At 64.7% G+C, this 24,303-nt stretch carries 25 protein-coding genes and 1 pseudogene; 18 read left to right on the top strand and 8 right to left on the bottom strand.

Translation table 11 applies throughout. The features are described 5' to 3' along the window. Positions 1-197 (top strand): annotated as a pseudogene (locus AB7F41_RS05645) (L,D-transpeptidase family protein); the annotation flags it as partial. A gap of 11 nt (positions 198-208) precedes the next feature. Here the strand turns inward: AB7F41_RS05645 and AB7F41_RS05640 are convergent. Both AB7F41_RS05640 and AB7F41_RS05635 read right to left on the bottom strand, forming a co-directional pair. Next, the gene (locus AB7F41_RS05640; RefSeq protein ID WP_428381159.1) at positions 209-637 is read right to left on the bottom strand and encodes a hypothetical protein; all 429 of its coding nucleotides are present in this window, start codon (positions 635-637) and stop codon (positions 209-211) included. Further along, positions 634-2,496, bottom strand: coding sequence for a methylmalonyl-CoA mutase family protein (locus tag AB7F41_RS05635; protein WP_428381161.1), 1,863 nt, complete (start codon positions 2,494-2,496; stop codon positions 634-636). Before AB7F41_RS05635 ends, AB7F41_RS05640 begins: the two co-directional genes overlap by 4 nt. Before the next feature lie 298 nt (positions 2,497-2,794). Between AB7F41_RS05635 and AB7F41_RS05630 the strand changes: the two genes are divergently transcribed. Genes AB7F41_RS05630 through AB7F41_RS05600 form a run of 7 tightly spaced genes read left to right on the top strand, consistent with a single transcriptional unit; the run spans position 2,795 to position 8,384 of the window. Continuing rightward, positions 2,795-3,070 carry an acyl carrier protein gene (locus AB7F41_RS05630; RefSeq protein ID WP_428381163.1) on the top strand — a complete coding sequence of 92 codons (276 nt, stop codon included), beginning with the start codon at positions 2,795-2,797 and terminating at the stop codon, positions 3,068-3,070. Beyond that, a complete protein-coding gene (locus tag AB7F41_RS05625) occupies positions 3,071-4,306 on the top strand; it encodes a beta-ketoacyl-[acyl-carrier-protein] synthase family protein (protein ID WP_428381165.1) in 1,236 nt (411 codons plus the stop codon). Further along, positions 4,296-4,691, top strand: coding sequence for a hypothetical protein (locus AB7F41_RS05620; protein WP_428381166.1), 396 nt, complete (start codon positions 4,296-4,298; stop codon positions 4,689-4,691). The genes AB7F41_RS05625 and AB7F41_RS05620 overlap by 11 nt, the downstream gene beginning before the upstream one ends. Then, positions 4,688-5,092, top strand: a complete 405-nt coding sequence (locus AB7F41_RS05615) for a MaoC family dehydratase (protein WP_428381168.1) — start codon at positions 4,688-4,690, stop codon at positions 5,090-5,092. The genes AB7F41_RS05620 and AB7F41_RS05615 overlap by 4 nt, the downstream gene beginning before the upstream one ends. A gap of 33 nt (positions 5,093-5,125) precedes the next feature. Next, positions 5,126-5,923 (top strand): SDR family NAD(P)-dependent oxidoreductase, encoded by a 798-nt coding sequence (locus AB7F41_RS05610; RefSeq protein ID WP_428381170.1) that lies wholly within the window; start codon positions 5,126-5,128, stop codon positions 5,921-5,923. Beyond that, positions 5,920-7,080 carry a glycosyltransferase gene (locus tag AB7F41_RS05605; protein ID WP_428381172.1) on the top strand — a complete coding sequence of 387 codons (1,161 nt, stop codon included), beginning with the start codon at positions 5,920-5,922 and terminating at the stop codon, positions 7,078-7,080. Before AB7F41_RS05610 ends, AB7F41_RS05605 begins: the two co-directional genes overlap by 4 nt. A gap of 8 nt (positions 7,081-7,088) precedes the next feature. Continuing rightward, complete coding sequence (locus AB7F41_RS05600) at positions 7,089-8,384, top strand: glycosyltransferase family 2 protein (RefSeq protein WP_428381174.1); 1,296 nt, start codon at positions 7,089-7,091, stop codon at positions 8,382-8,384. Between the two features lie 27 nt (positions 8,385-8,411). Here AB7F41_RS05600 and AB7F41_RS05595 read toward each other — a convergent pair whose 3' ends face one another. Continuing rightward, on the bottom strand, positions 8,412-9,218 hold the full coding sequence (locus AB7F41_RS05595; protein WP_428381176.1) for a protein-disulfide reductase DsbD domain-containing protein: 807 nt from the start codon (positions 9,216-9,218) through the stop codon (positions 8,412-8,414). 133 nt (positions 9,219-9,351) lie between these two features. On the opposite strand from AB7F41_RS05595, the gene AB7F41_RS05590 reads away from it, so the two are divergent. After that, positions 9,352-9,963 carry a YqgE/AlgH family protein gene (locus AB7F41_RS05590; RefSeq protein WP_428381177.1) on the top strand — a complete coding sequence of 204 codons (612 nt, stop codon included), beginning with the start codon at positions 9,352-9,354 and terminating at the stop codon, positions 9,961-9,963. A 3-nt stretch (positions 9,964-9,966) separates the two neighbouring features. Here the strand turns inward: AB7F41_RS05590 and AB7F41_RS05585 are convergent, their stop codons facing one another. Genes AB7F41_RS05585 through AB7F41_RS05570 form a run of 4 tightly spaced genes read right to left on the bottom strand, consistent with a single transcriptional unit; the run spans position 9,967 to position 13,112 of the window. Continuing rightward, positions 9,967-10,467, bottom strand: coding sequence for a GNAT family N-acetyltransferase (locus AB7F41_RS05585; RefSeq protein WP_428381179.1), 501 nt, complete (start codon positions 10,465-10,467; stop codon positions 9,967-9,969). Further along, positions 10,464-11,513, bottom strand: coding sequence for an aldo/keto reductase (locus AB7F41_RS05580; RefSeq protein ID WP_428381181.1), 1,050 nt, complete (start codon positions 11,511-11,513; stop codon positions 10,464-10,466). Before AB7F41_RS05580 ends, AB7F41_RS05585 begins: the two co-directional genes overlap by 4 nt. Before the next feature lie 12 nt (positions 11,514-11,525). Further along, positions 11,526-12,239, bottom strand: coding sequence for a hypothetical protein (locus AB7F41_RS05575; RefSeq protein ID WP_428381182.1), 714 nt, complete (start codon positions 12,237-12,239; stop codon positions 11,526-11,528). 36 nt (positions 12,240-12,275) lie between these two features. After that, complete coding sequence (locus AB7F41_RS05570; protein WP_428381184.1) at positions 12,276-13,112, bottom strand: hypothetical protein; 837 nt, start codon at positions 13,110-13,112, stop codon at positions 12,276-12,278. A 211-nt stretch (positions 13,113-13,323) separates the two neighbouring features. Between AB7F41_RS05570 and AB7F41_RS05565 the strand changes: the two genes are divergently transcribed. The 8 genes from AB7F41_RS05565 to AB7F41_RS05530 all read left to right on the top strand — a co-directional run bounded on the left by AB7F41_RS05565 (position 13,324) and on the right by AB7F41_RS05530 (position 20,081). After that, positions 13,324-13,758, top strand: coding sequence for a 2Fe-2S iron-sulfur cluster-binding protein (locus tag AB7F41_RS05565; protein ID WP_428381186.1), 435 nt, complete (start codon positions 13,324-13,326; stop codon positions 13,756-13,758). After that, a complete protein-coding gene (locus AB7F41_RS05560) occupies positions 13,758-14,075 on the top strand; it encodes a DUF2849 domain-containing protein (protein WP_428381188.1) in 318 nt (105 codons plus the stop codon). The genes AB7F41_RS05565 and AB7F41_RS05560 overlap by 1 nt, the downstream gene beginning before the upstream one ends. Continuing rightward, positions 14,072-15,796 carry a nitrite/sulfite reductase gene (locus AB7F41_RS05555; protein WP_428381190.1) on the top strand — a complete coding sequence of 575 codons (1,725 nt, stop codon included), beginning with the start codon at positions 14,072-14,074 and terminating at the stop codon, positions 15,794-15,796. Before AB7F41_RS05560 ends, AB7F41_RS05555 begins: the two co-directional genes overlap by 4 nt. After that, positions 15,780-16,286, top strand: a complete 507-nt coding sequence (locus tag AB7F41_RS05550; RefSeq protein ID WP_428381191.1) for a DUF934 domain-containing protein — start codon at positions 15,780-15,782, stop codon at positions 16,284-16,286. Before AB7F41_RS05555 ends, AB7F41_RS05550 begins: the two co-directional genes overlap by 17 nt. Next, on the top strand, positions 16,283-17,029 hold the full coding sequence (locus AB7F41_RS05545; protein ID WP_428381193.1) for a phosphoadenylyl-sulfate reductase: 747 nt from the start codon (positions 16,283-16,285) through the stop codon (positions 17,027-17,029). Before AB7F41_RS05550 ends, AB7F41_RS05545 begins: the two co-directional genes overlap by 4 nt. After that, entirely contained in the window at positions 17,029-17,946 is a 918-nt protein-coding gene (gene cysD / locus AB7F41_RS05540; RefSeq protein ID WP_428381195.1) for a sulfate adenylyltransferase subunit CysD, read from the top strand. The genes AB7F41_RS05545 and cysD overlap by 1 nt, the downstream gene beginning before the upstream one ends. A gap of 1 nt (position 17,947) precedes the next feature. Then, on the top strand, positions 17,948-19,561 hold the full coding sequence (gene cysN / locus AB7F41_RS05535) for a sulfate adenylyltransferase subunit CysN (RefSeq protein ID WP_428381196.1): 1,614 nt from the start codon (positions 17,948-17,950) through the stop codon (positions 19,559-19,561). A 358-nt stretch (positions 19,562-19,919) separates the two neighbouring features. Further along, complete coding sequence (locus AB7F41_RS05530) at positions 19,920-20,081, top strand: hypothetical protein (RefSeq protein WP_428381198.1); 162 nt, start codon at positions 19,920-19,922, stop codon at positions 20,079-20,081. Positions 20,082-20,122: 41 nt separating this feature from the next. Here AB7F41_RS05530 and polA read toward each other — a convergent pair whose 3' ends face one another. Then, complete coding sequence (gene polA, locus AB7F41_RS05525; RefSeq protein WP_428381200.1) at positions 20,123-23,116, bottom strand: DNA polymerase I; 2,994 nt, start codon at positions 23,114-23,116, stop codon at positions 20,123-20,125. A gap of 95 nt (positions 23,117-23,211) precedes the next feature. Here polA and aroC point away from each other — a divergent pair, with 95 nt between their 5' ends. Then, positions 23,212-24,294 carry a chorismate synthase gene (aroC, locus tag AB7F41_RS05520; RefSeq protein ID WP_428381202.1) on the top strand — a complete coding sequence of 361 codons (1,083 nt, stop codon included), beginning with the start codon at positions 23,212-23,214 and terminating at the stop codon, positions 24,292-24,294. Positions 24,295-24,303: the final 9 nt, after the last annotated feature.

Genomic DNA, 24,303 nt, shown 5'->3' with positions numbered 1-24,303 from the left:
TGACCGCCTGGGCGACGCCGGACGGCGACACCCAGTTCCGCGACGACATCTACCAGCGCGACGGTCTCGGCGTGCGCTCGACCGCCGGCGCCGACTCTGCCGCGCCAACGGACGTCCAGGCGGCGCGCCCGATGCGGGGCGGCGAGGGGCTGTTTTCAGGAGACGACGACAGCTACTTCGAGGAGCGCCCCCGCTAACCGCGGCGGCGCTATTGCGCGGCGGCGTCGCTTCGCGACGCGCGCCAGGTTCCGCCGCACAGGTCGGTCGAAGACGACCAGGGGCCGGCGCCCCTGCCGCCGCGCAGCGTCCCGTTGAAGCGCGCGATGCGCTGCCCATCGCCGGTGAATCTGGCGACGATCGTGCCCTCGTCGTCGACATAACCCCAGGACGAAACCGCCGGCCCTGTCGCGGCGATAATCTTATTGCCGGCGATTTCGATCGATTGCGGGATGAGGCTTTGACACTGGCCGACGGTCGTCGTCGCGTCGACGATCCATCTGCCGTTCGGGTCGCCGACCGGCCCGGAGAGCGCCGCTGCGCTGTCCGACTTCGGCTTCGCCTTCTGGCTGCGCGCCTGCTCGGCGTTTGCTCCCTGAGCCGCCACGCAGACCGCAAGCGCCAACGCTAAAACTCTCATTTGGCCCCCGAAAGCGCGCGCCGCAGCGCGTCGTGCATGTCGCAGCCCGCGTAGATAAACTCCCCTACGCCCGCAGTGCGCAGACGCTCTTCGAGTTCGCCGGGCCGGCCGGCGAGATAGATCCTGGCGCCTGCGCCTTTAAGCGCGAGCGCGGCCGTTTCCGCCGCATCTCCATAGATCCTGTCGGACGAACAGATGCAAGCGAGTTTGGCGCCAGACCGCCGGTAGGCGTCGACGATTTCGGTCGTCGCCTCGGTCTCCGGCCCGAAAACCGCCTCGACGCCGCCGGCCTCGAAGAAATTCTTGGCAAAATTCGCCCGCGCCGTAAAGGCGGCGATCGAGCCGAGATTGGCGAGGAAAACCTTGGGACGAGCGCCAGAGGCGGCGCAGTAGGCGTCCGACTCTTCGCGCAGCCGCTCGAATGGTTCGGCGAGCCGATGCGGCGCGAGCGCGGCGCTCGTCAGCGCGCCTGCCGGCGGGGCGACGGTCTCGGCCGCAGCGTCGTAGCGCGCGAGAACGTCGAGCGCGCCCTCGTGAATATCGGGAAACTGGTTTGCGCCGATGACCTTATCCCTGGCGCGCGCGACATTCTTCGCGCGCAGCTCCGCCGCTTCCGCGACGCGCGCCTGGAAGCCGCCCGTCGCAAGCGCTTTCGGGAGGCCGCCTTCGTCTTCGATCTTCTGAAAAAGCGCCCATGCCTGCTGGCAGAGCTCGTCGGTGAGCGCCTCGAAGCCGCCGGCGCCGCGCGTCGGGTCGTCGACCGCGTCGATATGGGCTTCGTCCTGCAGGACGAGCTGGGCGTCCCGCGCGAGGCGGCGCGCGAATTCGTCGGGAGCGCCCAAGGCCTGGGTGAAGGGGAGGACGGAGATGGCGTCCGCGCCGCCGACCGCCGCCGAGAAGACGGCGAGCGTCGCGCGCAGAATATTGTTCCACGGGTCGCGCCGCGACATCATCCGCCAGGCGGTTTCGGCGAAGACCAGCGCCGGCTTGGGCGCAAGGCCGCAGGCCGCCTCGACGCGCGCCCAAAGCCGCCGCGCCGCCCGGAACTTCGCGACGCCCAGCAATTCGTCGGCGTCCGCGCAGAAGCGGAAGGCGATCACGCCGCGCGCGGCGTCGAGGTCGACTCCGGCGTCCGTCAGCGCGCGCAGATAGGCGAGCGCCGCGGAAAGCGCGAAGGCGAGCTCCTGCGCCTCGGTTCCGCCGGCGGAATGCACGACGCGGGCGTCCGCCACCGCGGTCGCATAGGCGAAGCCGGCGTCGGCCGCGGCTTTCACGTCCCGGGCGAAGCTCTTCGAGGCTTCGGCCCAGGGCGCGGCGGCGAAGCCGTGCCGCGCCTGCGCCCCGAGCGGATCGAAGCCCATCGACACGCGGGTGAGCGAAGGATCGATATGCTGGCGGTCGACGTAACGCATCAGCGCCTGGGCGGCGTCGGGCGCGCGCGGCGAATAGTCGAGGGTCAGCGGAATGCCGTAGTCGAGGCGGACATTGGCGAGCGCGTGGGCGACGGCGTCGTCGCCGCCGGCGAGTCCGCCGCCATAGGCGCCGATCGAGCCCGCGAAGACGAGATGCAGCCCGTCGGCGCCGCCGTCGAGATCCTGGAGCGCCATCCGGTTGGCGACGTCCGCGTCGGCGACGTCGACGCGCGCCAGAATGGCCCAGCGGCCCGGGTTTTTCCGCAGCGCTGGGGAGGGCGCGTCGGCGGCGCGGGCGTAGAGCGGCGCGATGGGAAGACCGTCATAGGTCTTGGAGAGGAGCGTTCCGAAGGAGGCGCCTTTCAGCGCCCGGTCGACCAAAGCGCGCCATTGCTCTTCCGTAGCCTGTGGAAAAACTCCCGCCAGCGCCGTCTCCTGTCCCGACATTTTCCCCGTCGCCCTCCATTGTTTCGCGCGGCCTTTTCGCATGAAGCGCCCCGCCGGACTACTGCAAATCCGCCGGCGGCCCCGTGGGCTTTATTTTCGGGAATAAACGCCGTAACCAGTGCCGAGCGCGCTCAAGGGCGGAAAATTTGGGCGCGGGGGCGGGATTGCTGGAACAACAGGCGCGCGGTCCAGCGAGCGCCCGAAGGAAAAATCGTCGGCGCGCCGCCGCCGCGTCAATGCGTCGCGCGCGAGCGCGAATGTCGCTCAGGCGGCGAACAACCCTGAAACGGAGGGACTCGTGACAGACAATGTGCAGGACAAGAGCCAGCTGGTCGACGAGATTATTGAAGTGATTGCGTCGGAAGGAATGGTCGATCGAAGCAAGATCACCCCCGACGCATCGATCGAGAGCCTTGACCTCAAATCCGTGGACATCGTCATGATTCTCACGGCGCTTGAGGAGAAGTTCAACGTCTATATCCCGATGGACGGGTCGCTGCAGGAAGCCAAAGACGTCAAAAGCCTGATCGAGGCGATCGCGGACCATATTCAGAAAGAGCGCGAGAAACAGTAAATGGCCGTCTCGCGAGCGCGGCCCGGGGGACGCCGCGTCGTCATTTCTGGCATGGGCGCGGTCTGCGCCTCGGGCGTGGGCGCGCAAAAGCTCTGGGAAGCGGCGCGCGACGGCGTCGCGCAGATTCGTCCGCTCAGGACCGAACGTCCTTACGACGGCCGCATCAAGATCGCGGCGCAAGTGCCCGACTTTAATCCGGCCGACCACATCGAGCCCGAAGTTCTCCCGTTTTGCGACCCCTTTACGCAGTTCTGCATCGTCGCCGCCGACGAAGCGATGGCGCAGGCGGGCTTCGAACGCAAAGGCGTCGCCGGGCCGAAGACCGCCGTCATTATCGGGTCCGGCATCGGCGGGATGACGACCATCGAGGACGGCATCTACCGCTATTATGTCGAAGGCACGCGTCCGGAGATGCTGAGCGTGCCGAAGCTCATCCCGAGCGCGGCGCCGGCGACGCTCGGCATGCGGTTTTCCTGCCTGGGTCCGACATTCGCGATCGGCAGCGCCTGCTCGTCGGCGTCGCAATCGATCGGTCTCGGCATGCAGATGATCAGGCAGGGCCTTGTGGACAAGGCGATCGTCGGCGGCGCTGAGGCCTGCGTCATCAATGCGACGATCCGCGCCTGGGAAGGCCTCAGGGTGATGACTCCGAATTTGTGCCGGCCGTTCTCGAAAGGACGCAACGGCATGTCGCTCGGCGAAGGCGCGGCGGTCTTTATTCTGGAAACGGAGGAGTCGGCGCGCGCGCGCGGCCACGCGCCGCTGTGCGAACTCGCCGGCTACGGGACGACGAGCGACGCCAAGGATCCGGTGCGCCCCGATCTTGAAGGCGCATCGAATGCGATCGTCCTGGCGCTCGAAGATGCGGAAATGAAGCCGCAAGAGATCCATTACGTGAACGCGCACGGCACCGCGACGCACGCCAACGACATCACCGAATCCGAAGCGATTCTGCGCGTGTTCGGCGACTATGGGCGGGTCGTGCCGGTCTCGTCGACGAAGCCCATTCACGGCCATGCGCTCGGCGCGAGCGGCGGCCTGGAGCTCGCCATCGCCATCCACGCGCTGCGCGAACAGATCGCGCCGCCGACGATCAATTTCCTGGAGGCCGATCCCAAATGCCCGATCGACGTCGTTCCGAACGCCGCGCGCGCGCACAAGATCGACGCCGTCATGTCAAACTCTTTCGCTTTCGGAGGGATCAACGCCGTGTTGATCGTGCGTCATGCTGCTTGAGCCGCCGCTCGCGCTCGGGCCTTTCCGGTTGTGCGTCGATCCTGCGCGCGCCGCCGCCTATGCGCGTGAAACGGGCTGCGACGACGCCCGCGTTCCGCTCGCCTACCCAGCGATCTGGCTCGCCGAGCCGTCGCTGTTCTCGGTCGTGCGCGATCTTTGCGCCGAACTCGACGTCGTTCCGGTGCATGAGTCGCAAAGCTTCTCCTATGAGGCGCCGCTTGTCGCCGGCGAGAGTTACGATCTGAGCGTCAGCATCACGCGCGAGGAAACGCCGCCGCGTCTGACGATGACCGCGACGGTCGCAACGCCCGATGGCGAGACCTGCGCGCGAATCGAGACGATGTTGCGGCTTGTGCCGCGCGCCGGATTTGGGAGCGCGTCATGAGCGACGCCATAAAGGTCGGCGACAAGATTCCCGAGACGATCATCGGTCCCTTCGACGCGCCTTCGCTCGCGCGTTACGCCGAGGTGTCCGGCGACGCCAATCCGCTGCATCTCGACGATGCGGTGGCGGCGGCGATCGGACTCGCCGCGCCGCCGGTGCACGGCATGAAGCTCATCGCCGCATTCGAGCCGATGCTGAGAGCGTGGCGCGGCGACCTCGTCATCGCCTCGCTGGCCGGAAAATTCGTGCAGCCGATTCTGCGCGGGGAGACCGTCAGACTGTCGGGGCGCGTCCTGCGCGCGACCGAAAACGAGATTTTCGTGCGTCTGACGGCCTATGGCGCGGCGCGCGCGCCCGGCATCATCGGCGAAGCGACGCTGCGGCCGAGGGCGGCCACGTGAGCTGTCCGGCGCGCCGCGAAGCAGGACGCGCATATGGCTGAACCTGTGCGCGTCTTCATCACCGGCGCGTCGAGCGGCATTGGGCGCGCTCTGGCGATGGCGTACGCGCGCGAAGGCGCGAGCCTCGTCCTGCTCGGCCGCGACGCTGAGCGGCTTGAGGCGTCCGCGCGCGCCTGTCTCGAGGCCGGCGCGGAAAACGCCGAGACTCACGTCGCCGACGTGCGCGATCGCGAAGCCATGGCGCGCGTCGTTCAAGCCGCCTTTGGCGAACGCCCGATTGACATCCTTGTCGCCAACGCAGGGGTGGCGACAGGATTGATGCGCGGCCAGCTTCTCGAGACGCCCGACGCGGTGCGGGCGATGCTCAAGATCAATGTCGACGGCGTGTTCAACACGGTGGAGCCCGTGATCCTGCCGATGTGCGCGCGCAAGAGCGGCAGGATCGCGATTGTCGGCTCGATGGCCGGGGTGCGCAGCCTGCCGTATTCGCCTTCCTATTGCGCCGCGAAGGCCGCCACGCATATGTGGGCGGATTCATTGCGCGGAGGCCTCGCGCCGCACGGTGTTTCGGTCAGCCTGATCGTGCCGGGCTTTGTCAAGACGCCGATGTCGGCGCGCACCAGGTCCTGGCAGCCCGGCGCGATGTCCGACGAGCGCGCCGCGCTGATCATCAAGCGCGGCCTGGAGCGGCGGCGTCCCGTGATCGCGTTTCCGCTGTTCATGTATGCGGCGATGCGGTTCTTCGCGCTGTTGCCGCCCGCCGTCGTCGACGGGGTCATGCGGCGCTTCCATGTGGACGTGCCGGAGACGCCGGAACGAGAGACCTCGTGACGGCTGGGACGCTTCTCGCCTACGCGGCCGGCGTCTACTGGACGATCGCCGTCGCGCTGCTCATCCTGTCGATCGTCGCGACCATCGCGCAACCCTGGCTCGCCGCGCGCCGCGCCGCGCGCCAAGACCAGCCGCCGGCGTCGATCGTTCTTCCCGTCAAGCTGATCGAAGACCAGTTCGACCGCACGCAGGAGTCGGCGCTGACGCAGCGCTACCCAGACTTTGACGTGACCGTCTCGGCGACCGACCTCGATACGCCGGCGGTCCAACGCATGCGCGCCATTTTTGCGCGCCATCCGAACGTCCCCTCGCGCATCCTGCGATCGACCGCGAAATTCGCCGTCAGCCCCAAGGTCGACAATCTCTACGCGCCCTTCATGCAGGCGACGCATGACGTGATCCTGATGAAGGACGCCAATGTGCTGCTCGAGCCGGACGCGCTGACGCAGCACATCCGGCAGTTGACCGAGGACGTCGGCCTCGTTTGCGCCATTCCCTATTGCGCTCGGCTGGAGAATTTCGCCGCGCATGTCGAGGCGGCGATCATCAATGGTCCGCACGCAAGGATGCTGTTTCTCGCCTCGGCTTTGGGGCAGGGGCACGGGGTCGGCAAAATCATGCTCTTTCGGCGATCGGACTTCCTGCGCGCGGGCGGCTTCGACGCGATTTCGCATACGGTCGGCGAAGACAACGCCTTGGCGAAGGCGATGCGGCGCATCGGCAAACGCCCGGTGTTTTCGCATCGGCCCGTGCGCCAGGAGCTTGGCGCACGCACATTCGAGGACGTGTATCAGCGCCAGTTGCGCTGGAGCGTCATCCGCCGCAGCGACGAACTCGTCTCATTCCTGGCGGAGCCGATATGCCAATCGGTTCCGGCGGTTATCGCATCCGCTCTGGCGGCGTCGCTTGTCGGGGTCGCGCCGCTCGCCGCAGCGTCGGCGACGCTTCTCCTGTGGTTTGCCCTTGAGACATTGCTTTCCATGGCCAAAGGATGGCAGTTATCGTGGGCGGCGCCTGCGGTGTTTGTGGTTCGCGAGGCGACGATGCTGGCGGTCTGGTTGAACGCCTGGGTCACCGACCAGGTGGTTTGGGCGAAGGACAGCGTGAACGCGCGCGCGGGGGCCAAGCCCTCTCCGGTTCCGCATGAAGAAGGATAGGCCGGTTGGTGCTGGGGCTTTTTCTTTTCCTGATCGATGCGGTCACGACAATCTGCGCGTCGATCCTGATCGCGATCGGCATCGGCTATCTGATCGTCATCGCCCGCTTCTTCTACGACCAGATCCGCGGCGTGCGCGATCCGCTGGCGCCGGCGACGGCTGATTCGGATCTGCCGCCGGTCCTGCTGCAAATTCCGGTGTTCAACGAACCGCTCGTCACCGAGCAGTCGTTGCGCTGCGTGGCGCTCCTCGACTGGCCCAAGGACAAGCTGCGCATTCAGCTTCTCGATGATTCCACGGACGAGACGAGCGCCCGGGCCGATTCCGTGGCGGCGGAGCTTCGCTTGGGCGGGGCCGTCATCGATCATGTCCGGCGCGCCGATCGCTCGGGGTTCAAGGCCGGCGCCTGCGCGCATGGCCTCACGCTCACGAACGAGCCCTTCATCGCGATGCTCGACGCCGATTTCCGTCCGCCGCCGGACTGGCTCAAGCAAACGGTCCCGCTTTTTCTGACCGACGACCGCGTCGGCTTCGTTCAGTCGCGCTGCGAGTTTCAGAATTTCGAAAAGAACTGGCTGACCCGCGCGCAGGGACTCGTCCAGGACGGGCATTATCTCGTCGAACAGCGTTCGCGCGCGCATGCCGGCTGGCTCTTTCAGTTCAACGGCACGGGCGGAATCTGGCGACGCGCGACGATCGAGGACGCAGGCGGCTGGTCCGACTATTCATTGTGCGAGGACCTCGACCTGACCGTGCGCGCGGCGCTCAACGGTTGGCATGGGCTGTTTGTCTCGGAGCCGCCGATTCCTGGTCAGGTGCCCGAAGGCATTCGCGATTTCCGGCGCCAGCAGAGGCGCTGGTCCAATGGGTTCGTGCAGGTCGCGCAAAAGACGATTGCGCCGATCTGGCGCTCGCCATGGAGTCTGACGCGGCGCGTGATGGCGATCTCCCTCATCGCCCATCAGATTTTCTTTCCTGTGGCCGCGATCGGATTTATCGCCTTCGTCATTGGCGCGCTTCTGCATGCGTCGCTCGCGCCCTACGCCGGCATATTGGAGATCATCGGGATTCTGACGGCGATCGTTGCGCTTGGAATCACGCTTCCGCCCTATCTGGCGCTCAAGCGCGGCAGCGTCGCCGATTATGTGAAGACGGTCGCGTCTATTCCGCCGCTGATGATCTATCTCGCCTTCGCCAATGGCGCGAAGATCCTGCAGACGCTGCGCGGCCGCAAATCGACCTTCAAGCGCACGCCCAAGCTCGATCACAAGGCTGCGGCGCCGATGGACGCGGAAGTGGAGTAGGGCGCGTCGGCGGGCGCGTTCGCGCGTTCACTCAAGGCGCGCCGGAGCTTCGAAGGCGCCGGCGTCGGTGACGATGGTGAGCGTCGCATCGGCGGATGTCGCCGGCTGATCGCCGGAAAAAAGTTTCAGCTCGAAGGCGTCTCCGGCGCGCGTGGTTTCGATGAAGAACGGGGCGGGCGCCTCCGCAAAAAGATCCATCGCCTGGCCAGGCCCCAGATAGCGCAGTCGCCACGACCCGTCGGTGCCATTGCGGGATAGCGTGAAGCGCTTTTTCGCCTCGGCGGCGGTGATTTTTTCGGGAACCGACTGTTCGGCGTCGGCGATCTCGGCGGCGTGGGGCGACGTTCCGGCGCGCGGCAGCGCCAGCGACAGATCCGCCCGCGCGGGCAGACAGATCTTTCCGCATGACGCATAATTGAGCAGGAGATTGAGCGTCGTGGGCGCGTTGGGATCGCGCGGGGTGACCTTCAACGGCAGGATGACGCGGGAATCATATCCCGCGACGATCGTGCCCGCCTCGTCGATATGTTTCGGCGCGGGAAACGACGGTTCGACCTTGGCGACATTGACGGAGTTGGAAAAGTCGAACTCCGGCGCCGAGCCCGCTTCGCCAGGCTGGCGCCAATAGGTGATGGTTTCCGGATCGAGCGCGATCTCGACGGCGGCGTGGTAAGCGCCGTTTTGCGGGGGGCCGGCGGAAAGGAGCCGCGCGCGCGACGCCGCGCTCTTAACGGTCGCGGAGGCGAAGGTCGGATTCTCCGCGAGCGATACGGTCGCTAGGCTCTGGGCGAGCGTGACGGCTAGCGACGCGAAGACAAAGAATTTTGAGCGCATTTTCGTCCTGCCGCGCCCCGTCCTGTAGTCAAGGCAGCTAGTTACGTTACGCGCACCGCTTGTCCTGAGGACGCTGCGGGCGTAGCATGACCCTATGAGGCCGGCCAGCAAGAAGCAAGATTTCGCGGCGAGGATGAGCGAGCGTGGCGGCAGTCGTCCCGCTGAGCATCGCTTCCTAGACGGCCAGTTGCTGATCGCCATGCCGAGCATGTTGGACCAGCGCTTCGCGCGATCGGTCATTTACCTCTGCGCCCATTCTGAAGAAGGCGCGATGGGCATCGTGGTCAACCAGCCGGCGCGCGTCCGCAATTTTCCCGATCTGCTCGTGCAGCTGCAGGTGATCGCGCCGCAGGAGCGCATCAGTCTGCCGAGCATGGCCGAAGACATTCAGGTGCTGTCAGGCGGACCGGTGCAGACCGACCGCGGCTTCGTGCTGCATTCGCCGGATTTCTTCCTGGACAATTCAACGCTGCCGATCGACGACGGCGTCTCGCTCACGGCGACCATCGACATTCTGCGCGCGATTGCGGCTGGGACCGGTCCCGACCGCGCGCTGCTTGCGCTCGGCTATGCAGGTTGGGACGCGGGCCAGCTCGAAGAAGAGATACAGCGGAACGGCTGGTTGAATTGTCCGGCCGATCCGGGTCTGCTGTTCGACCGCGATCTCGACTCCAAATATGCGCGCGCCTTGCGCTCCATCGGGGTCGATCCCGAACGGCTGTCGACGCACGCCGGACACGCCTGAGCGTCAATCGCAGAGCCGGTCGAAGGCTGGCGCGTAGTCGATCGGCCCGTCCGCGGCCGGATGCGCGCCGTTGAGCGCCAGCGCCATGAAATGCGGCCCCGAATAGGGCGAGCCGAAACCGGCCGCAAGCGCCGCTCGAAACCCGAAACGCCCGTAAAAGGCTTCGTTTCCCAAAACGAAAACCGCGCGCCACGGATCTTTGCGCGCCTGCGCCAGGCTCCAGTCCACAAGCGCGCTGGCGACGCCTTGCAGGCGATGCGTTTCGGCGACGGCCACAGGACCGAGCCCAAGCGCCGGAAAAGGCGCACGCATCCTGGACAGGGCGACGTAGCCGACGATGCGGCCGCTGACGGCGGCGACGCCGCCGAAAACCAGATCGCCTTCGTTGCGCAGCGCGTCGACGAGATCCGCTTCGCCGGATCGCCGGAAGGCCGCCAGCAGCAGTTCGCGTATGGCCGCGCGATCCGCCGGCGTCTCCGCGCGAAGACTCGCGCCTTCGCTCATGGCGCGGGGTTGCTGTGCATCCCGTGGATGGCGTCGATGCGCCGTTCGATCTCCGGCGTGATCCTGAACTCCGTCGACGCAAGGTCGGTCTTGAGCTGCGCCATCGTCGTCGCGCCGATGATGTTCGACGTCACGAAAGGCCGTGAAGTCACAAAGGCGATCGCGAGTTGCGCAGGATCGGCGCCGATGTCTCGCGCAAGCGCGAGATAGGCGTCGATCGCCTGCGCGACTTCCGGCTTCTCGTAACGCTGCGCGCGCTCGAACAGCGTCGTGCGCGCGCCGGGCGGGCGTGCGCCGCCCTGATATTTGCCGGTGAGATAGCCCTGCGCGAGCGGCGAATAGGCGAGCAATCCGACGCATTCGCGCTCGGCGAATTCGGCAAGGCCCATCTCGAATGTGCGATTGACCAGATTATAGGCGTTTTGGATCGAAACGACGCGCGGCCCCTCGCCGATTTCGGCGGCGCGGAGAAAGCGCGCCACGCCCCATGGCGTTTCATTTGAAAGGCCGATGTGACGAACCTTGCCGGCCTTGACCAGCCGCGCCAGCGCTTCGAGCGTCTCCTCAATCGGAATTTCGTCACGCTTGGTCGGACGTCGATAGACCGTGCCGCCCGAGCCCCAAAGCGGCAAGGAGCGGTCCGGCCAATGCAATTGATAGAGATCGACGTAATCGGTCTGCAGGCGCTTCAGAGAACCCTCGATCGCATATTCAATATTCTTGGCGTCGAGAACCGTGCCGGCGCCGCCCGGACGCAGCCAATTGGCGTCGCCGCGCCCGGCGACTTTCGTCGCGATGATCGCCTTGTCGCGGTTCTTGCGTGCGGCAAGCCAACTGCCGATGATTCGTTCGGTGGAGCCCTGCGTTTCTCGCCGCGGCGGAACCGAATAGATTTCCGCCGTGTCGATGAAATTGACGCCGTGATCGAAGGCGTAATCCAATTGCGCATGACCTTCGGCCTCGCTGTTCTGCTCGCCCCATGTCATTGAGCCGAGACAGATTGCGGAGACGGAGAGATCGGTGTTTCCGAGTTTGCGGTATTCCATGACGCACCGTCGCTAGCGGAGACATTCGCTCGACTGCAGCGCAAGGCGCAGTTCGAAGCTCTGAAACTGGGTGAAGATCGGCAGGAGCCAGGCTCTGAGCGCTCCGCGAACCACGAGGGACATGCCGGGCGGCGGCTCTCTCATGAAGCGGGAGAGCGACAGATCGACGTCGTCAAGCGCGCGCGCGATCGACGCTTCGAGGCGCGGGATCACGAATTTGCCGCTCGCCGGATAGCGCGCAAGGATCGCCAGGGAATCGCGTCCAAGCGGCGAGGCGCCGCGATTGTGAATGACGCTCATCGTCAAATCGGGCCAGGTCGTCTTGAGGGCGAGCGCGCCGTTCGCCGCGCTCTGCGTGAGGTCCGTTTGAAAGAGCACGATCGGCTCCACGCCGAGCCGCCGCGCTTCTTCGAAAAAGCCGATTTCGGCGATGGTCGCAAACAGGCGCTCATAGGAGCGATGCCAAACGTCGACGATCTTCGGCGTCTCGTCGGCGACGAGCAGGCGATCGAAGAGCGAAATTTGTCCTTTGACCTCGTTCAAGTCGACGACGCGCGTCCGTTCCGGAAAAAACAGCGCATAGAGCGGCTCGCGGGCGACGGTGTCGAAGCCCTCGACGCAGACGTTGCGCGACAGGTAATAGTCCGTCAGCAGACGCGCCGCCGTCGTCACGCCCGTTCGCGAATGCGGCGAGCAGACGAAGAACGCAAGCGTGCGGCGCGTCATGGTGTCTTCGCGGAGACAATGCGCGCCGCCGCGAATTTATCGCCTCTTCTCGCCGAGAAGGTCGAGAAGGCCCACCCTTTCGAACTCGTCGGCGACGCGCGCCAGCCAGGTACGGACGTAGCCGCGCAGCACGAAGGAGTGTTCCGCCGGCTCGCCCTGCGAATCCTGATTGGCGATGAATGTCGAAAACGGCGCGCCCGACAGTTCGACCTGCTCATAGGCGAGTTCGCCGAGCTTGGGGATCGTGATTTCGCCCGACGTGACCACGTCCTCGAAATATTTGGCGTGAGTCTGCGGGTCCCATTCGAAGAAGGTCGTGTCGTTGACGTGATTCTTCACCATGAAATAGTTGGCGTCCGCCACGTAAGGCGCGATCTCGGCGATCTCCTCCAGCGACGCGATGGAGGGTCCGATCACGTGCAGCAGGACGAAGCGAAATTCGCCGTTTTTCACAGCATCGAAAAAGCCGATCTCGTCAAGCGCCTCAAGCGCCGGGCTCAGCCCGCCGGCGCGCACGTCGATGACGCTGACTTTGGCCTTCGACGTATTCAGCGTGTCGATGATCTTCATCTGATCGGCCGGCTCGGTCAGATCGACGATCATCGTTTCATCGGGGTGGAAGCGATACAGCGTCCCGCGCGGCGTCTCGGTGTCAAACGCCCGCGCGTGAATGTCGTTGAGGGAGAGAAAGTCGAGGACGGCTCTGGCGATCGTGGTTTTGCCGACGCCGCCCTTGTCCGCGCCAACCACGACCACTGCGGGGCGGACGCCGCCATCCGAGGCGGCGACCGCAGCCTCGGCCGCCTTGGTCCGACTTTCCGCCTCCCGTTTGGCTGGCGCTTCCCTGGTGGTTTTGACCGGCTTCTTAACCATGGGTGCTCCTATCGGATCTCGCGCTGGCGCCGCTGTTAAGGAATGGCAAGGGGCTAACAAACATGGATTTCGGCGCTTGTCATGCCCTGATTCAGCGAATTTCGGCTGGCGCTCCAAATGTGACGGAGACAAATTAACATTTTATTTTATGTGAAATAATTCAAGCTCCGCGATTGAATCGTGAATTGACATTCGTGCGGTTTAGAGGTTTATGCGTTCGAAATACAGAACGGCCGGCGGCGCGCCGGCGGCGGATCGGGTCGGCGCTTTTCAGCACATGAGCAACATCGAGGACATCGTCGCGCAGCGGCCGGAACATGTGCAGCCAAGCCTGCCGACTCTGCACGTCGAGGATCGCGACGGCGTGGTCCATGAACTCGAAGCCGTCGAAGGATGGCGGCTCATGGAGATTCTGCGCGACCACGGCGTCGGCATGGACAACACCTGCGGCGGCGCGCTCGCATGCGCCGAATGCCACGTCATTCTCGATGCCGAATGGGCCCGCCGGCTGCCGCCGCCGCGCGAAGAGGAAATCGAAAAGCTCGATGAACTGCCGATGATTTACGAACATTCGCGGCTCTCCTGCCAGATCATCTGGTCCGACGAAATGAACGGCCTCCGACTGAAGCTTGCGCAGGAAACGTGATGCCGCATTTCAAACATCCGCAGATTCTCCTCGCCTCCGATCTGGCGGATGGCGAAGTCGTGTTTCTCGGCGCCGCGGGCTGGGAGCGCGACTGTCGCCGCGCGCGCGTCGCGCTGAACGCCGAGGAAGCGGCGGCGCTCGAAGCCTCCGGCAAGCGCGACGTCTCGGACAACCGGGTCGTCGACGTGTATCTCGCGGACGTCGAGATCGGGCGGGACGGCGCGCCGACGCCATTGCATTATCGGGAGAAGATGCGGGTGAAGGGACCAAGCGTCCGCCTCGACCTCGGCAAACAGGCCAGCGGAGGCGCGCCATGACCGCGATCGATCTGCGGGTGACGCAGCGGCCGAACGCGCCGATGACCACCTATCGCTACGACCAATATGACGCGGCTTTTGTCGCCGAACGCGTCGCCGAGTTTCGCGAACAGGTGCGTCGGCGTCTCTCCGGCGCGCTCACGGAAGAGGAGTTTCGCCCGTTCCGGCTGATGAACGGGCTCTATCTCCAACTCCACGCCTATATGCTGCGGGTCGCCATTCCCTATGGAACGCTGACGGCGCGGCAGATGCGTCGCCTCGCCGATATCGCGGACAGATGGGACAAGGGCTACGGCCATTTCACGACGCGTCAGAACCTGCAGTACAATTGGCCGAAGCTCGTCGATACGCCAGACATTCTCGAATCGCTGGCTGAAGTCGAGATGCACGCGATCCAGACGTCAGGCAACTGCATCCGCAATGTGACGGCCGACCATTTCGCCGGCGTCGCGCCGGACGAGATCGAAGATCCGCGGCCGACGGCGGAGTTTCTGCGTCAATGGTCGAGCCTGCATCCGGAATTCTCGTTCCTGCCGCGCAAGTTCAAGATCGCCGTGACGGGCGCCACGCATGACCGCGCCGCGATCATGGTGCACGACATCGGCCTGCGCATCGTCGCGAAGGATCAGGGCGAGATCGGCTATCAGGTCGTCGTCGGCGGCGGGCTCGGCCGCTCGCCTTTCGTCGGCAAGGTGGTCACGGAGTTCGTGCCGCGCAGGGATCTGCTCGCCTATCTCGAAGCGATCATGCGCGTCTACAATCGCTTCGGCAGGCGCGACAACAAATACAAGGCGCGCATAAAAATCCTTGTTCACGAGAAGGGACTCGACGAAATCCGCGACGCCGTCGACGCCGAATTTGCGGCGATGGACCGTTCCGTTTTCTCTCATGACCCCGCGGAATTCGAGCGCATCGCCGCATTCTTCGCGCCGCCTCCTTATGAAACCTTGCCGGAGACGTCCGACCTGCTGCGCGCCGCGAAACTGGACACGCCGGCGTTCGCCAATTTCGTCGACGTCAATGTCGCCGCGCATAAGACGCCGGGATACGCCATCGTCACCGTTTCGTTGAAGCCGATCGGCGGCATTCCCGGCGACGCCACCTCCAATCAGATGCGCCTGCTGGCCGACGCCAGCGAGCGCTTCGGTTTTGGCGAACTGCGCGTCAGCCATGAGCAGAACATCATCCTGCCGCATGTGAAGCAGGACGATCTCTTCGCGCTCTGGCGGATGCTCGACGCCGCCGGACTCGCGACGGCGAACGCCGGGCTCGTCTCCGACATCATTTCATGCCCCGGTCTCGACTATTGCTCGCTCGCCACGGCGCGCTCGATTCCTGTGGCGCAAGCGATTTCGAAGCGTTTTTCCGACATGTCGCGGCAACGGCGGATCGGCAAGCTCGGCGTCAAGATCTCAGGCTGCATCAACGCCTGCGGGCATCACCATGTCGGCGCCATCGGCATTCTCGGGCTGGAGAAGAAGGGCCAGGAATCCTATCAGATCACGCTTGGCGGCGATCCGACGCTTTCCGCGTCGATCGGCGAAATTCTGGGGCCCGGCGTCACGGCGGATCAGGTGCCGGACGTGATCGAACATCTCGTCGACTTCTATCTCGCCGAGCGCGAGGAGGGCGAGGCGTTCATCGACACATGGCGCCGCATCGGCCATGCGCGGTTCAAAGACGTGTTGCGTCGGGAGGGCGAAGATGGCGCTGATATCTGACGGCCGCTTTGTCGAAGACTCATGGCGCCGTCTCGCCGATGAGGAAGCGCTGCCGAAGGCCGGCAAGGTCATCGTGTCATTGCCGCGCCTCGAACATGCGCTCGAGGTTCTTGGCGCCATGTCGACGCTTGGCGTGATTGTCCCCAACACGACCGAACCTTCTACGCTCATGGAGGCGCTGCCGCGGCTCGAATTCGTCTCGATCTCATTCCCCGCGCTGGCGGACGGACGCGGCTTCTCTCTGGCGCGACTGTTGCGGCGGAGGGGATTCAAAGGCGAACTGCGCGCCAGCGGGCGGCTCGTCGCGGACCAGTATCCGCATGCGATCGGCTGCGGATTCGATACGGTCGAAATTCCGGACGATCTCGCCGAACGTCAGGACGAAGCGCAGTGGCGCGCCGCGCTCAACGCCTATTCGACGAGCTATCAGCGCGGCTATGCGGGACGCAGCTCGATTCTCGAAGCGCGCCGGAGGGCAGCGCAGTCATGAAGGCTTCGATCGCCGAAACGCTGTCGCCGCGCCTGGCGCCGCTCGATCTCGATCATCGTTTGCTGCTGGTGCGCGAATTCATCCCCGGCCGGATCGTGTTCACCACGAGTTTCGGGATCGAGGATCAGCTCATCGCACATTCGATTTTCACTCAGGGCCTCGATATCGACGTCGCGACGATCGACACCGGACGGCTCTTTCCCGAGACCTATGAGCTGTGGGAGCGCACCGAAGCGCGCTATGCGCGCCACATTCGCGCAGCCTACCCGCAGGCGGACGCGCTCGAGGCGCTGGTCGAAGAGCAGGGGATCAACGGCTTTTACAAATCCGTGGAGGCGCGCAAAGCCTGCTGCCATGTGCGCAAGGTCGAACCGCTGTCGCGGCTGCTCGCCGGCGTCTCGGCCTGGGTAACGGGGTTGCGGGCCGATCAGTCGCAGGCGCGCGCCGATGCGCCGCTGATCGCTTTCGACGAGACGCACAGGCTGCTCAAGCTCAATCCGCTTGCGGATTACACGCGCGACGCGATCGCCGCCGCGGTCGAGGAGTTTTCTGTGCCGATCAATGATCTCCACGCCAAGGGCTTTCTGTCGATCGGCTGCGCGCCCTGCACGCGCGCGGTGCTGCCCGGCGAGAGCGAGCGCGCCGGCCGCTGGTGGTGGGAAGAAGACAACAAGAAGGAATGCGGCCTGCACGTCGGCGAAGACGGCGTATTGCGCCGCGGCGCGCCGCAAGAGGCGAATTGATGACTGCGCTCGCCACACGTCCGCTCGGCCATCTCGATCGACTCGAAGCCGAGAGCATCCACATCATGCGGGAGACGGTCGCCGAATGTGAACGGCCGGTGATGCTCTATTCCATCGGCAAGGATTCGGCGGCGATGCTGCATATCGCCATGAAGGCTTTTTATCCGTCGAAGCCGCCGTTCCCGCTGCTCCATGTCAATACGACATGGAAGTTTCGCGAGATGATCGAATTTCGCGACCGCCGCGTGAACGAGCTCGGCGTCGAATTCATCGAATATATCAATCCCAAAGGGATTGAGATGAACATCAGCCCGTTCGTTCATGGCTCGAAGCTTCACACCGAGATCATGAAGACCGAGGCGCTGAAGCAGGCGCTGGACAAATATAAATTCGACGCCGCATTCGGCGGCGCGCGCCGCGACGAGGAGAAATCCCGCGCCAAGGAGCGCGTGCTGTCGTTTCGCACGGCGCAGCACCGCTGGGATCCGAAGAATCAGCGGCCGGAATTCTGGCGGCTCTACAATACGCGAAAGGCGCCCGGCGAGAGCCTGCGCGTTTTTCCGATGTCGAATTGGACCGAAGCCGATATCTGGGACTACATCGCGCGCGAAAACATCCCGGTCGTTCCGCTGTATTTCGCCAAGGAGCGGCCCGTCGTGCGCCGCGGCGGCACGCTCATCATGGTCGACGACAATCGTATGGAGCTCGCGCCCGGCGAAACCATCGAGCACAAAATGGTGCGCTTTCGCACGCTCGGCTGTTATCCGCTGACGGGCGGAATCGAAAGCGACGCAGCGAGTCTCGATGAGATCATCACCGAAATGCGCGAGAGCCGCTCCTCGGAGCGCCAGGGGCGTCTCATTGACCACGACGGCTCCAGCTCGATGGAGCAAAAGAAGCAGGAAGGATATTTCTAACATGCATGGCGCCGTCGCTGCCGCATCGCCGTCGCGTGCGCCTGCGCGTCCGTTCGGCGAAAAGCCGCTCTTGCGGTTCATCACCTGCGGCTCTGTCGATGATGGAAAATCGACGCTGATCGGGCGTTTGCTGTACGACGCCGATCTTGCGCCCGACGACATCATTGCGGCGCTGGAAAGCGATTCGAAGAAACATGGCACTCAGGGCGAGGCGCTGGATTTCGCCTTGCTCGTCGACGGTCTCGCGGCGGAACGCGAGCAGGGCATCACCATCGACGTCGCCTATCGCTATTTCGCCACCGACAAGCGCAAATTCATCGTCGCCGATACGCCCGGCCATGAACAATACACCCGCAACATGGCGGTCGGCGCCTCGACCGCCGATCTCGCCATCCTGCTCGTCGACGCCCGCAAGGGGATTCTGCCGCAGACGCGCCGTCACAGCGTCATCACCTCGATGTTCGGCGTCCGCCACGTCGTCGTCGCGGTCAACAAGATGGATCTTGTCGGCTACAGCGAAGCGACGTTCCGCAAGATCGAAGCGGATTTCCGCGCCTTCGCCGACAATCTTCGCTTCGCCTCGATCTATGTCGCGCCGCTCGTCGCGAAGGACGGCGACAATCTCGTCCATACCGGCGCCAATATGCCCTGGCATGACGGGCCGCCGCTGCTCTCCTATCTCGAAAGCGTCGCGATCGAGGACGCCACGCGGATCGCGCCGTTCCGCATGCCGGTGCAATGGGTGAACCGCCCCAATCTCGATTTTCGCGGGTTCTCCGGCTTCATCAGCGGCGGGAATATTCAGCCGGGCGATATCGTCCGCGTTCTGCCGTCCGGGCGCGACACCAGGGTCGCCCGGATCGCGACCTTCGACGGCGACCTCGACAGCGCCGTGTCGGGCCAGTCGGCGACGCTCACGCTCACTGAAGAAATCGACATTTCCCGCGGCGATCTCCTGTGCTCGCCGGTTTCGCCGGCGAAAACCGGGGACCGTCTCGAAGCGAAGCTGTTATGGCTCGTGCGCGAGCCGCTCGTCGTCGGCAAGAGCTATTTGTTGAAGCTCGGGACGAAGACGACGCCGGCTGCCCTGACCACTGTCGATACGCGCATCGACATTGAAACGGGTCTGCCGCAGCCGCTTCCCGAAGGGTCGTCGCTCGCCTTCAATGAGATCGGCGACGCGCGCCTGTCGCTGGAGACCGTGATCGCCTGCGATCCTTATGTGGAGAATCGCGAGACCGGCGGGTTCATTCTCATCGACCGTATCAGCAATGAGACGGTCGCGGTCGGCATGGTCAAAGCGGTCGCCGCTTCGAACGGGCGCGCCGCGCCGCCGCTGACGGAACTCAGCTACGCCTCCATGGAAGGCGTAGAGATTGAGCGCGAACATCTCCGCCCCTCCCAACGCCGCAGTCTCGCGAAAGCCTTCTCCTGGCTGGCGCCTGCGAGCCTATCGACTTTGCTCATCGTTGGGGCCTTCGTCAGAGACTTTGCGCTTGCTCTTGAGATCACCGGGGCGGAGATGTTGGCGATCTTCGCGCTCTACTACATCCACGAGCGCTTCTGGACGCGCTACAGCTACGGGCTGGAAGCGCGCAAAGAGCAAGACGGATAATAGGGGTAAGCGATCCATCTTTGCCGCGTTCGATCCCCGGATGCGTCTGAACGCGCTCGAATATTGAATGCTTTTGCGCGCTGGCCTCCCCGGCCTTACCCTATCCGTTCGCCGTTCCGCTCGAAGGTTCATGCCCACGTCGCGTTGTCGCGCCGCGCCTCGACAACACTGCGCGCGCGGTCCGCGGCGACTCTGCTGATGGCAGATATGGAGCGGAACAAATACGCGTCGCGGCCTTGGTCGGCGCACAGCTCAAAGGCTAAGATTTCGCTCTACAGCCGCGCTTTCTTCACTGGACGGGAACAAACCAAGCCTAGGGCGGTTTGTTGGATGGTTCGGAAACGTAAAGGAGAGAAAGATGGCGGATGATAGCGGTTCTTCGGGCATGCTCGGCGTCCTCGTCGGCGTTCTGCTCGTCGTAGGCATTCTTTTCGTCGGCGTTCAGTATTTTGGCGGCGGCAGTTTTCTGGGCGGCGCAAAAGACGTGAATGTGAACGTAAAAGTTCCGGGCGCCGAGTGAGCCGCGGCTCAATCTTTCTGTTCATATGGCGCGCGCCGCCGTTAGTGGGCTTCGTCCCAATTGGCGGCGGCGCGCGCGTCGACTTTGAGCGGCACGGCGAGTTGGACGGAAGGCGCGGGCGCTTCCTCCATCACCTTGCGCGCGACTTCGATCGTCGCCTCGGCTTCGCCGGCCGGCGCTTCGAACACAAGCTCGTCGTGCACCTGCAGAAGCATCTGCGCAGAGAGGCCGGCGCGCGCGAGCGCATCGTCCATCCGTATCATGGCGCGCCTGATGATGTCCGCCGCCGCGCCCTGAATCGGCGCATTGATTGCGGCGCGCTCATAGAAGGCGCGGTCTGACGGATTGGCCGAGGCGATGCCGGGGAAGTGATAGACCCGGCCGAAAATTGTCGAGACCTCGCCCTTCTCGCGCACGGTCTTGCGCGTCGAATCCATATAGTCGCGAATGCCGGGAAAACGCTCGAAATAGCGTTTGATGTAGGCGCTCGCCTCTTCGCGCGGAATGCTCAGCTGATTGGCGAGTCCGAAAGCGGAAATGCCGTAAATGATGCCGAAGTTGATCGCCTTGGCGCGGCGGCGCGTTTCGGCCGGCATGTCCTTGATCGGCACATTGAACATTTCGCTCGCCGTCATCGCGTGAATATCGAGATTTTCGGCGAAGGCGCGGCGCAGCTGAGGAATGTCGGCGATGTGGGCGAGCAGCCGCAATTCGATCTGCGAATAATCCGCAGAGATCAGCGCATGGCCGGGCCTTGCGACGAAAGCCTTGCGGATCTTGCGCCCGGCCTCGTTGCGAACGGGAATGTTCTGCAGATTGGGTTCGGACGAAGAAAGCCGGCCTGTGGTCGTCGCGGCGAGCGCATAGTTCGTGTGCACCCGGCCCGTCTCCGGATTGATATATCCGGGCAGGGCGTCGGCGTAGGTGCTTTTGAGCTTGGAGAGTTGGCGCCAATCGAGAATGCGCCGCGCCAAATCATTGCCGTCGCTGGCGAGGTCTTCGAGAACGCTTGCGGAGGTCGACCAGGCGCCCGTCGCCGTCTTCTTTGCGCCCGGCAGACCCATCTTGCCGAACAGAATATCGCCCAATTGCTTGGGGGAACCGAGATTGAAGCTCTCGCCGGCAAGATCGAAGATCTCGGCTTCGAAACGTCCCATGTCCTGCGCGAATTCGCCGGACAGGCGCGACAGGATCGCGCGATCGACGGTGACGCCTCTGCGCTCCATCCGCGCGAGCGTTTCGACCATCGGCCGCTCCAGCGTCTCATAGACGGCGGTCATGCGCTCGGCGGCGAGCCGCGGCTTCGTCGCCCGCCAAAGGCGTAAGGCGACATCCGCCTGTTCCGCCGCATATTCCGTCGCCGCCGTCAGCGCAGCGCGGGCAAAGCCGATGAAATTGCGGCCCGACCCGGCGACGGAGGCGAAGGTCAGAGCCTCGTGGCCGCAATATTTGCGCGCCAGCTCTTCGAGACCGTGATCGCTGCGCCCCGAGTCGAGCGCGTAGGAGATGAGCATCGCGTCGTCGATCGGCGCGACGTCGATCCCGTAGCGCGAAAGAACCAGCAGATCATGCTTCATGTTGTGCGCGATCTTGAGGATCGAGGGATCCTCGAAGAGCGGCTTCAATCGCGCCAGAGCGGCCTCAAACGGGATCTGCCCTTCAACCAGACTGGCGCCGGCGAACAGGTCGGCCGACTCGCCCGTGCAATGCTGCAGCGGAACGTAACAGGCGCGCCCGGGCGCTGTCGCCAAAGAGACGCCGATCAGCTCGCAGCGCATCGGATCTGGCAGGCTCGTTTCGATATTGATCGCGACGTGTCCCGCGCCGGCGGCGTCCATGATCCATTGCTCGAGTCGCTCGATGGAGCTGACCGTTTCATACGCGGCGCGATCGACTTTCGTCGCCTTGGCTTCGGCGAGACGCGTGGCGACGAGGCTCGCGGGCGTGAGGTCGGCTTTCGCTCGCCTTTCGGCGGGTTTCGGCGCTTCGGAAGCGCGGACGGCGGCCTCCGACGGTTCGCCGTTGCGCGTGCGCCAGCCGGCGGCGTCGACAAAATTCGGATCCGGCGCGATCTCATGCGCATCGACGCCGTACAGCTCCGCGACTCGGCGGGTGATCGTCGTGAACTCCATCGCCTGCAGAAAGGCGATGAGCTTGGCGGCGTCCGGCTGATGCAGGCCGAGGTCTTCGAGCGGCGTTTCAAGCGGCGCGTCGCGCACGAGTTCGCAGAGCTTCTTTGAAATCAGAATGCGCGCGACCGCATCCGGCTCGGTCAGCGCCTCCCGCCGCTTCGGCTGCTTGATGCCGGACGCCTTGGCGAGCAGCGTGTCGAGATCGCCATATTCATTGATGAGCTGGGCGGCGGTTTTGACGCCGATGCCTTTCGCGCCCGGAACATTGTCCGTCGAATCGCCCGCGAGCGCCTGCACGTCGACGACCTTGTCCGGCGTGACGCCGAAATAGTCGACGACCTCGGCTTCGCCGATGAGGCGCTCGTCGCGCGCGCCTTTCGTTCCGGCCGTTCCAGAGGCGGGGTCGTACATTCTGACGCCGGGCGCGACGAGCTGCATCAGATCCTTGTCGGCCGAGACGATCAGCACGTCGGCGCCCTTGGCCTGCGCCTGCGTCGCATAGGTGGCGATAAGATCGTCGGCCTCGTAGACGTCCTGCTCGATCGGCGTGAGGCCAAATGCGCGCACGGCGGCGCGCATCAGCGGGAACTGTGGAACAAGATCGTCCGGCGGCTCGGAGCGATGCGCCTTGTAGTCGGGATAGAGGTCCTTGCGGAAGGAATGCTCGCTCTTGTCGAAGATGATGGCGAGATGGGTGGGCGTCACGCCGGCCGCGCCCTCGCGCACGAACTGCAGCAGCTTCGTGCAGAACAGCCGCACCGCGCCGGTCGGCAGCCGGTCCGTGCGGTAATTGTATTTCGCATCCTGCCGGATCGACTGGAAATAGGCGCGAAAGACGAAGGAGGAGCCGTCGACGAGGAAGATATGGCTGCCGGGGCCGACGGGCTTATGCGTGAGGGTCATGCGCCCATCTTAACGATGTGCGCGCGCCGCGTCATGACGCCGGCGACGGAACCCGCGCCGTTTGACCGGCGCCGGCGCGGGGCCTAGAAGACGGCATGTCCCACAACAGTTTCGGCCATCTTTTCCGGGTCACGACCTTCGGCGAGAGCCATGGACCGGCGCTCGGCGCGATCGTTGACGGATGTCCGCCGAAAATTCCGCTCGAAGCGACGGATCTTCAGGGGTATCTCGACAAGCGCAAGCCGGGACAGTCGCGCTTCACCACGCAGCGTCGGGAGGCGGACGAGGTCAGGATTCTTTCGGGCGTCTTCGCCGACCATGACGGCCGACAGGTGACGACCGGCGCGCCGATCGCCCTGGTCATCGAAAATACCGACCAGCGCTCCAAGGATTATGGCGAGATCGCCGACAAATATCGCCCGGGACACGCCGATTATGTCTACGACGCGAAATATGGCGTGCGCGACTATCGCGGCGGCGGACGCTCATCGGCGCGGGAGACGGCGGCGCGGGTCGCCGCCGGCGGCGTCGCGCGCAAAGTGATCGCCGGCGTGACGATCCGCGGCGCGCTGGTGCAGGTCGGCGCGCACAAGATCGACCGCGCGCGGTTCGATTGGGCGGAGGTCGAGCGCAATCCGCTGTTTTGCCCCGACGCGCGCGCTGCGGAATTATGGGCGGACTATCTCGACGACATGCGCAAGGACGGCTCGTCCGTGGGCGCGGTGATCGAGCTTGTCGCCGAAGGCGTCCCCGCCGGCTGGGGCGCGCCGATTTACGGCAAGCTCGACGCGGATCTCGCCGCGGCGATGATGTCGATCAATGCGGTGAAGGGCGTCGAGATCGGCGCCGGTTTCGCCGCCGCCGAACTCACCGGCGAAGAGAACGCCGACGAGATGCGCGCCGGAGAGCGCGGACCGCAGTTTCTGTCCAACAACGCCGGCGGCGTGCTCGGCGGCATTTCGAGCGGGCAGCCCATCGTCGTGCGCTTCGCTGTGAAGCCGACGTCCTCAATTCTCACGCCGCGCCGCACGATCGACCGCTTCGGCAAGGAGACCGACATCGTCACAAAGGGGCGTCACGATCCCTGCGTCGGCATTCGCGCCGTTCCTGTCGGCGAAGCGATGATGGCCTGCGTGCTCGCCGATCACTTCCTGCGCCATCGCGGGCAGGTGGGGTGACGCGTCGCG

Origin of the sequence: Methylocystis sp., assembly GCF_050251305.1 — a bacterium.
GTDB lineage: Bacteria > Pseudomonadota > Alphaproteobacteria > Rhizobiales > Beijerinckiaceae > Methylocystis.
Note: the sequence above shows the minus strand (reverse complement) of the source record. Positions and strands in the feature narration are given on the sequence as shown.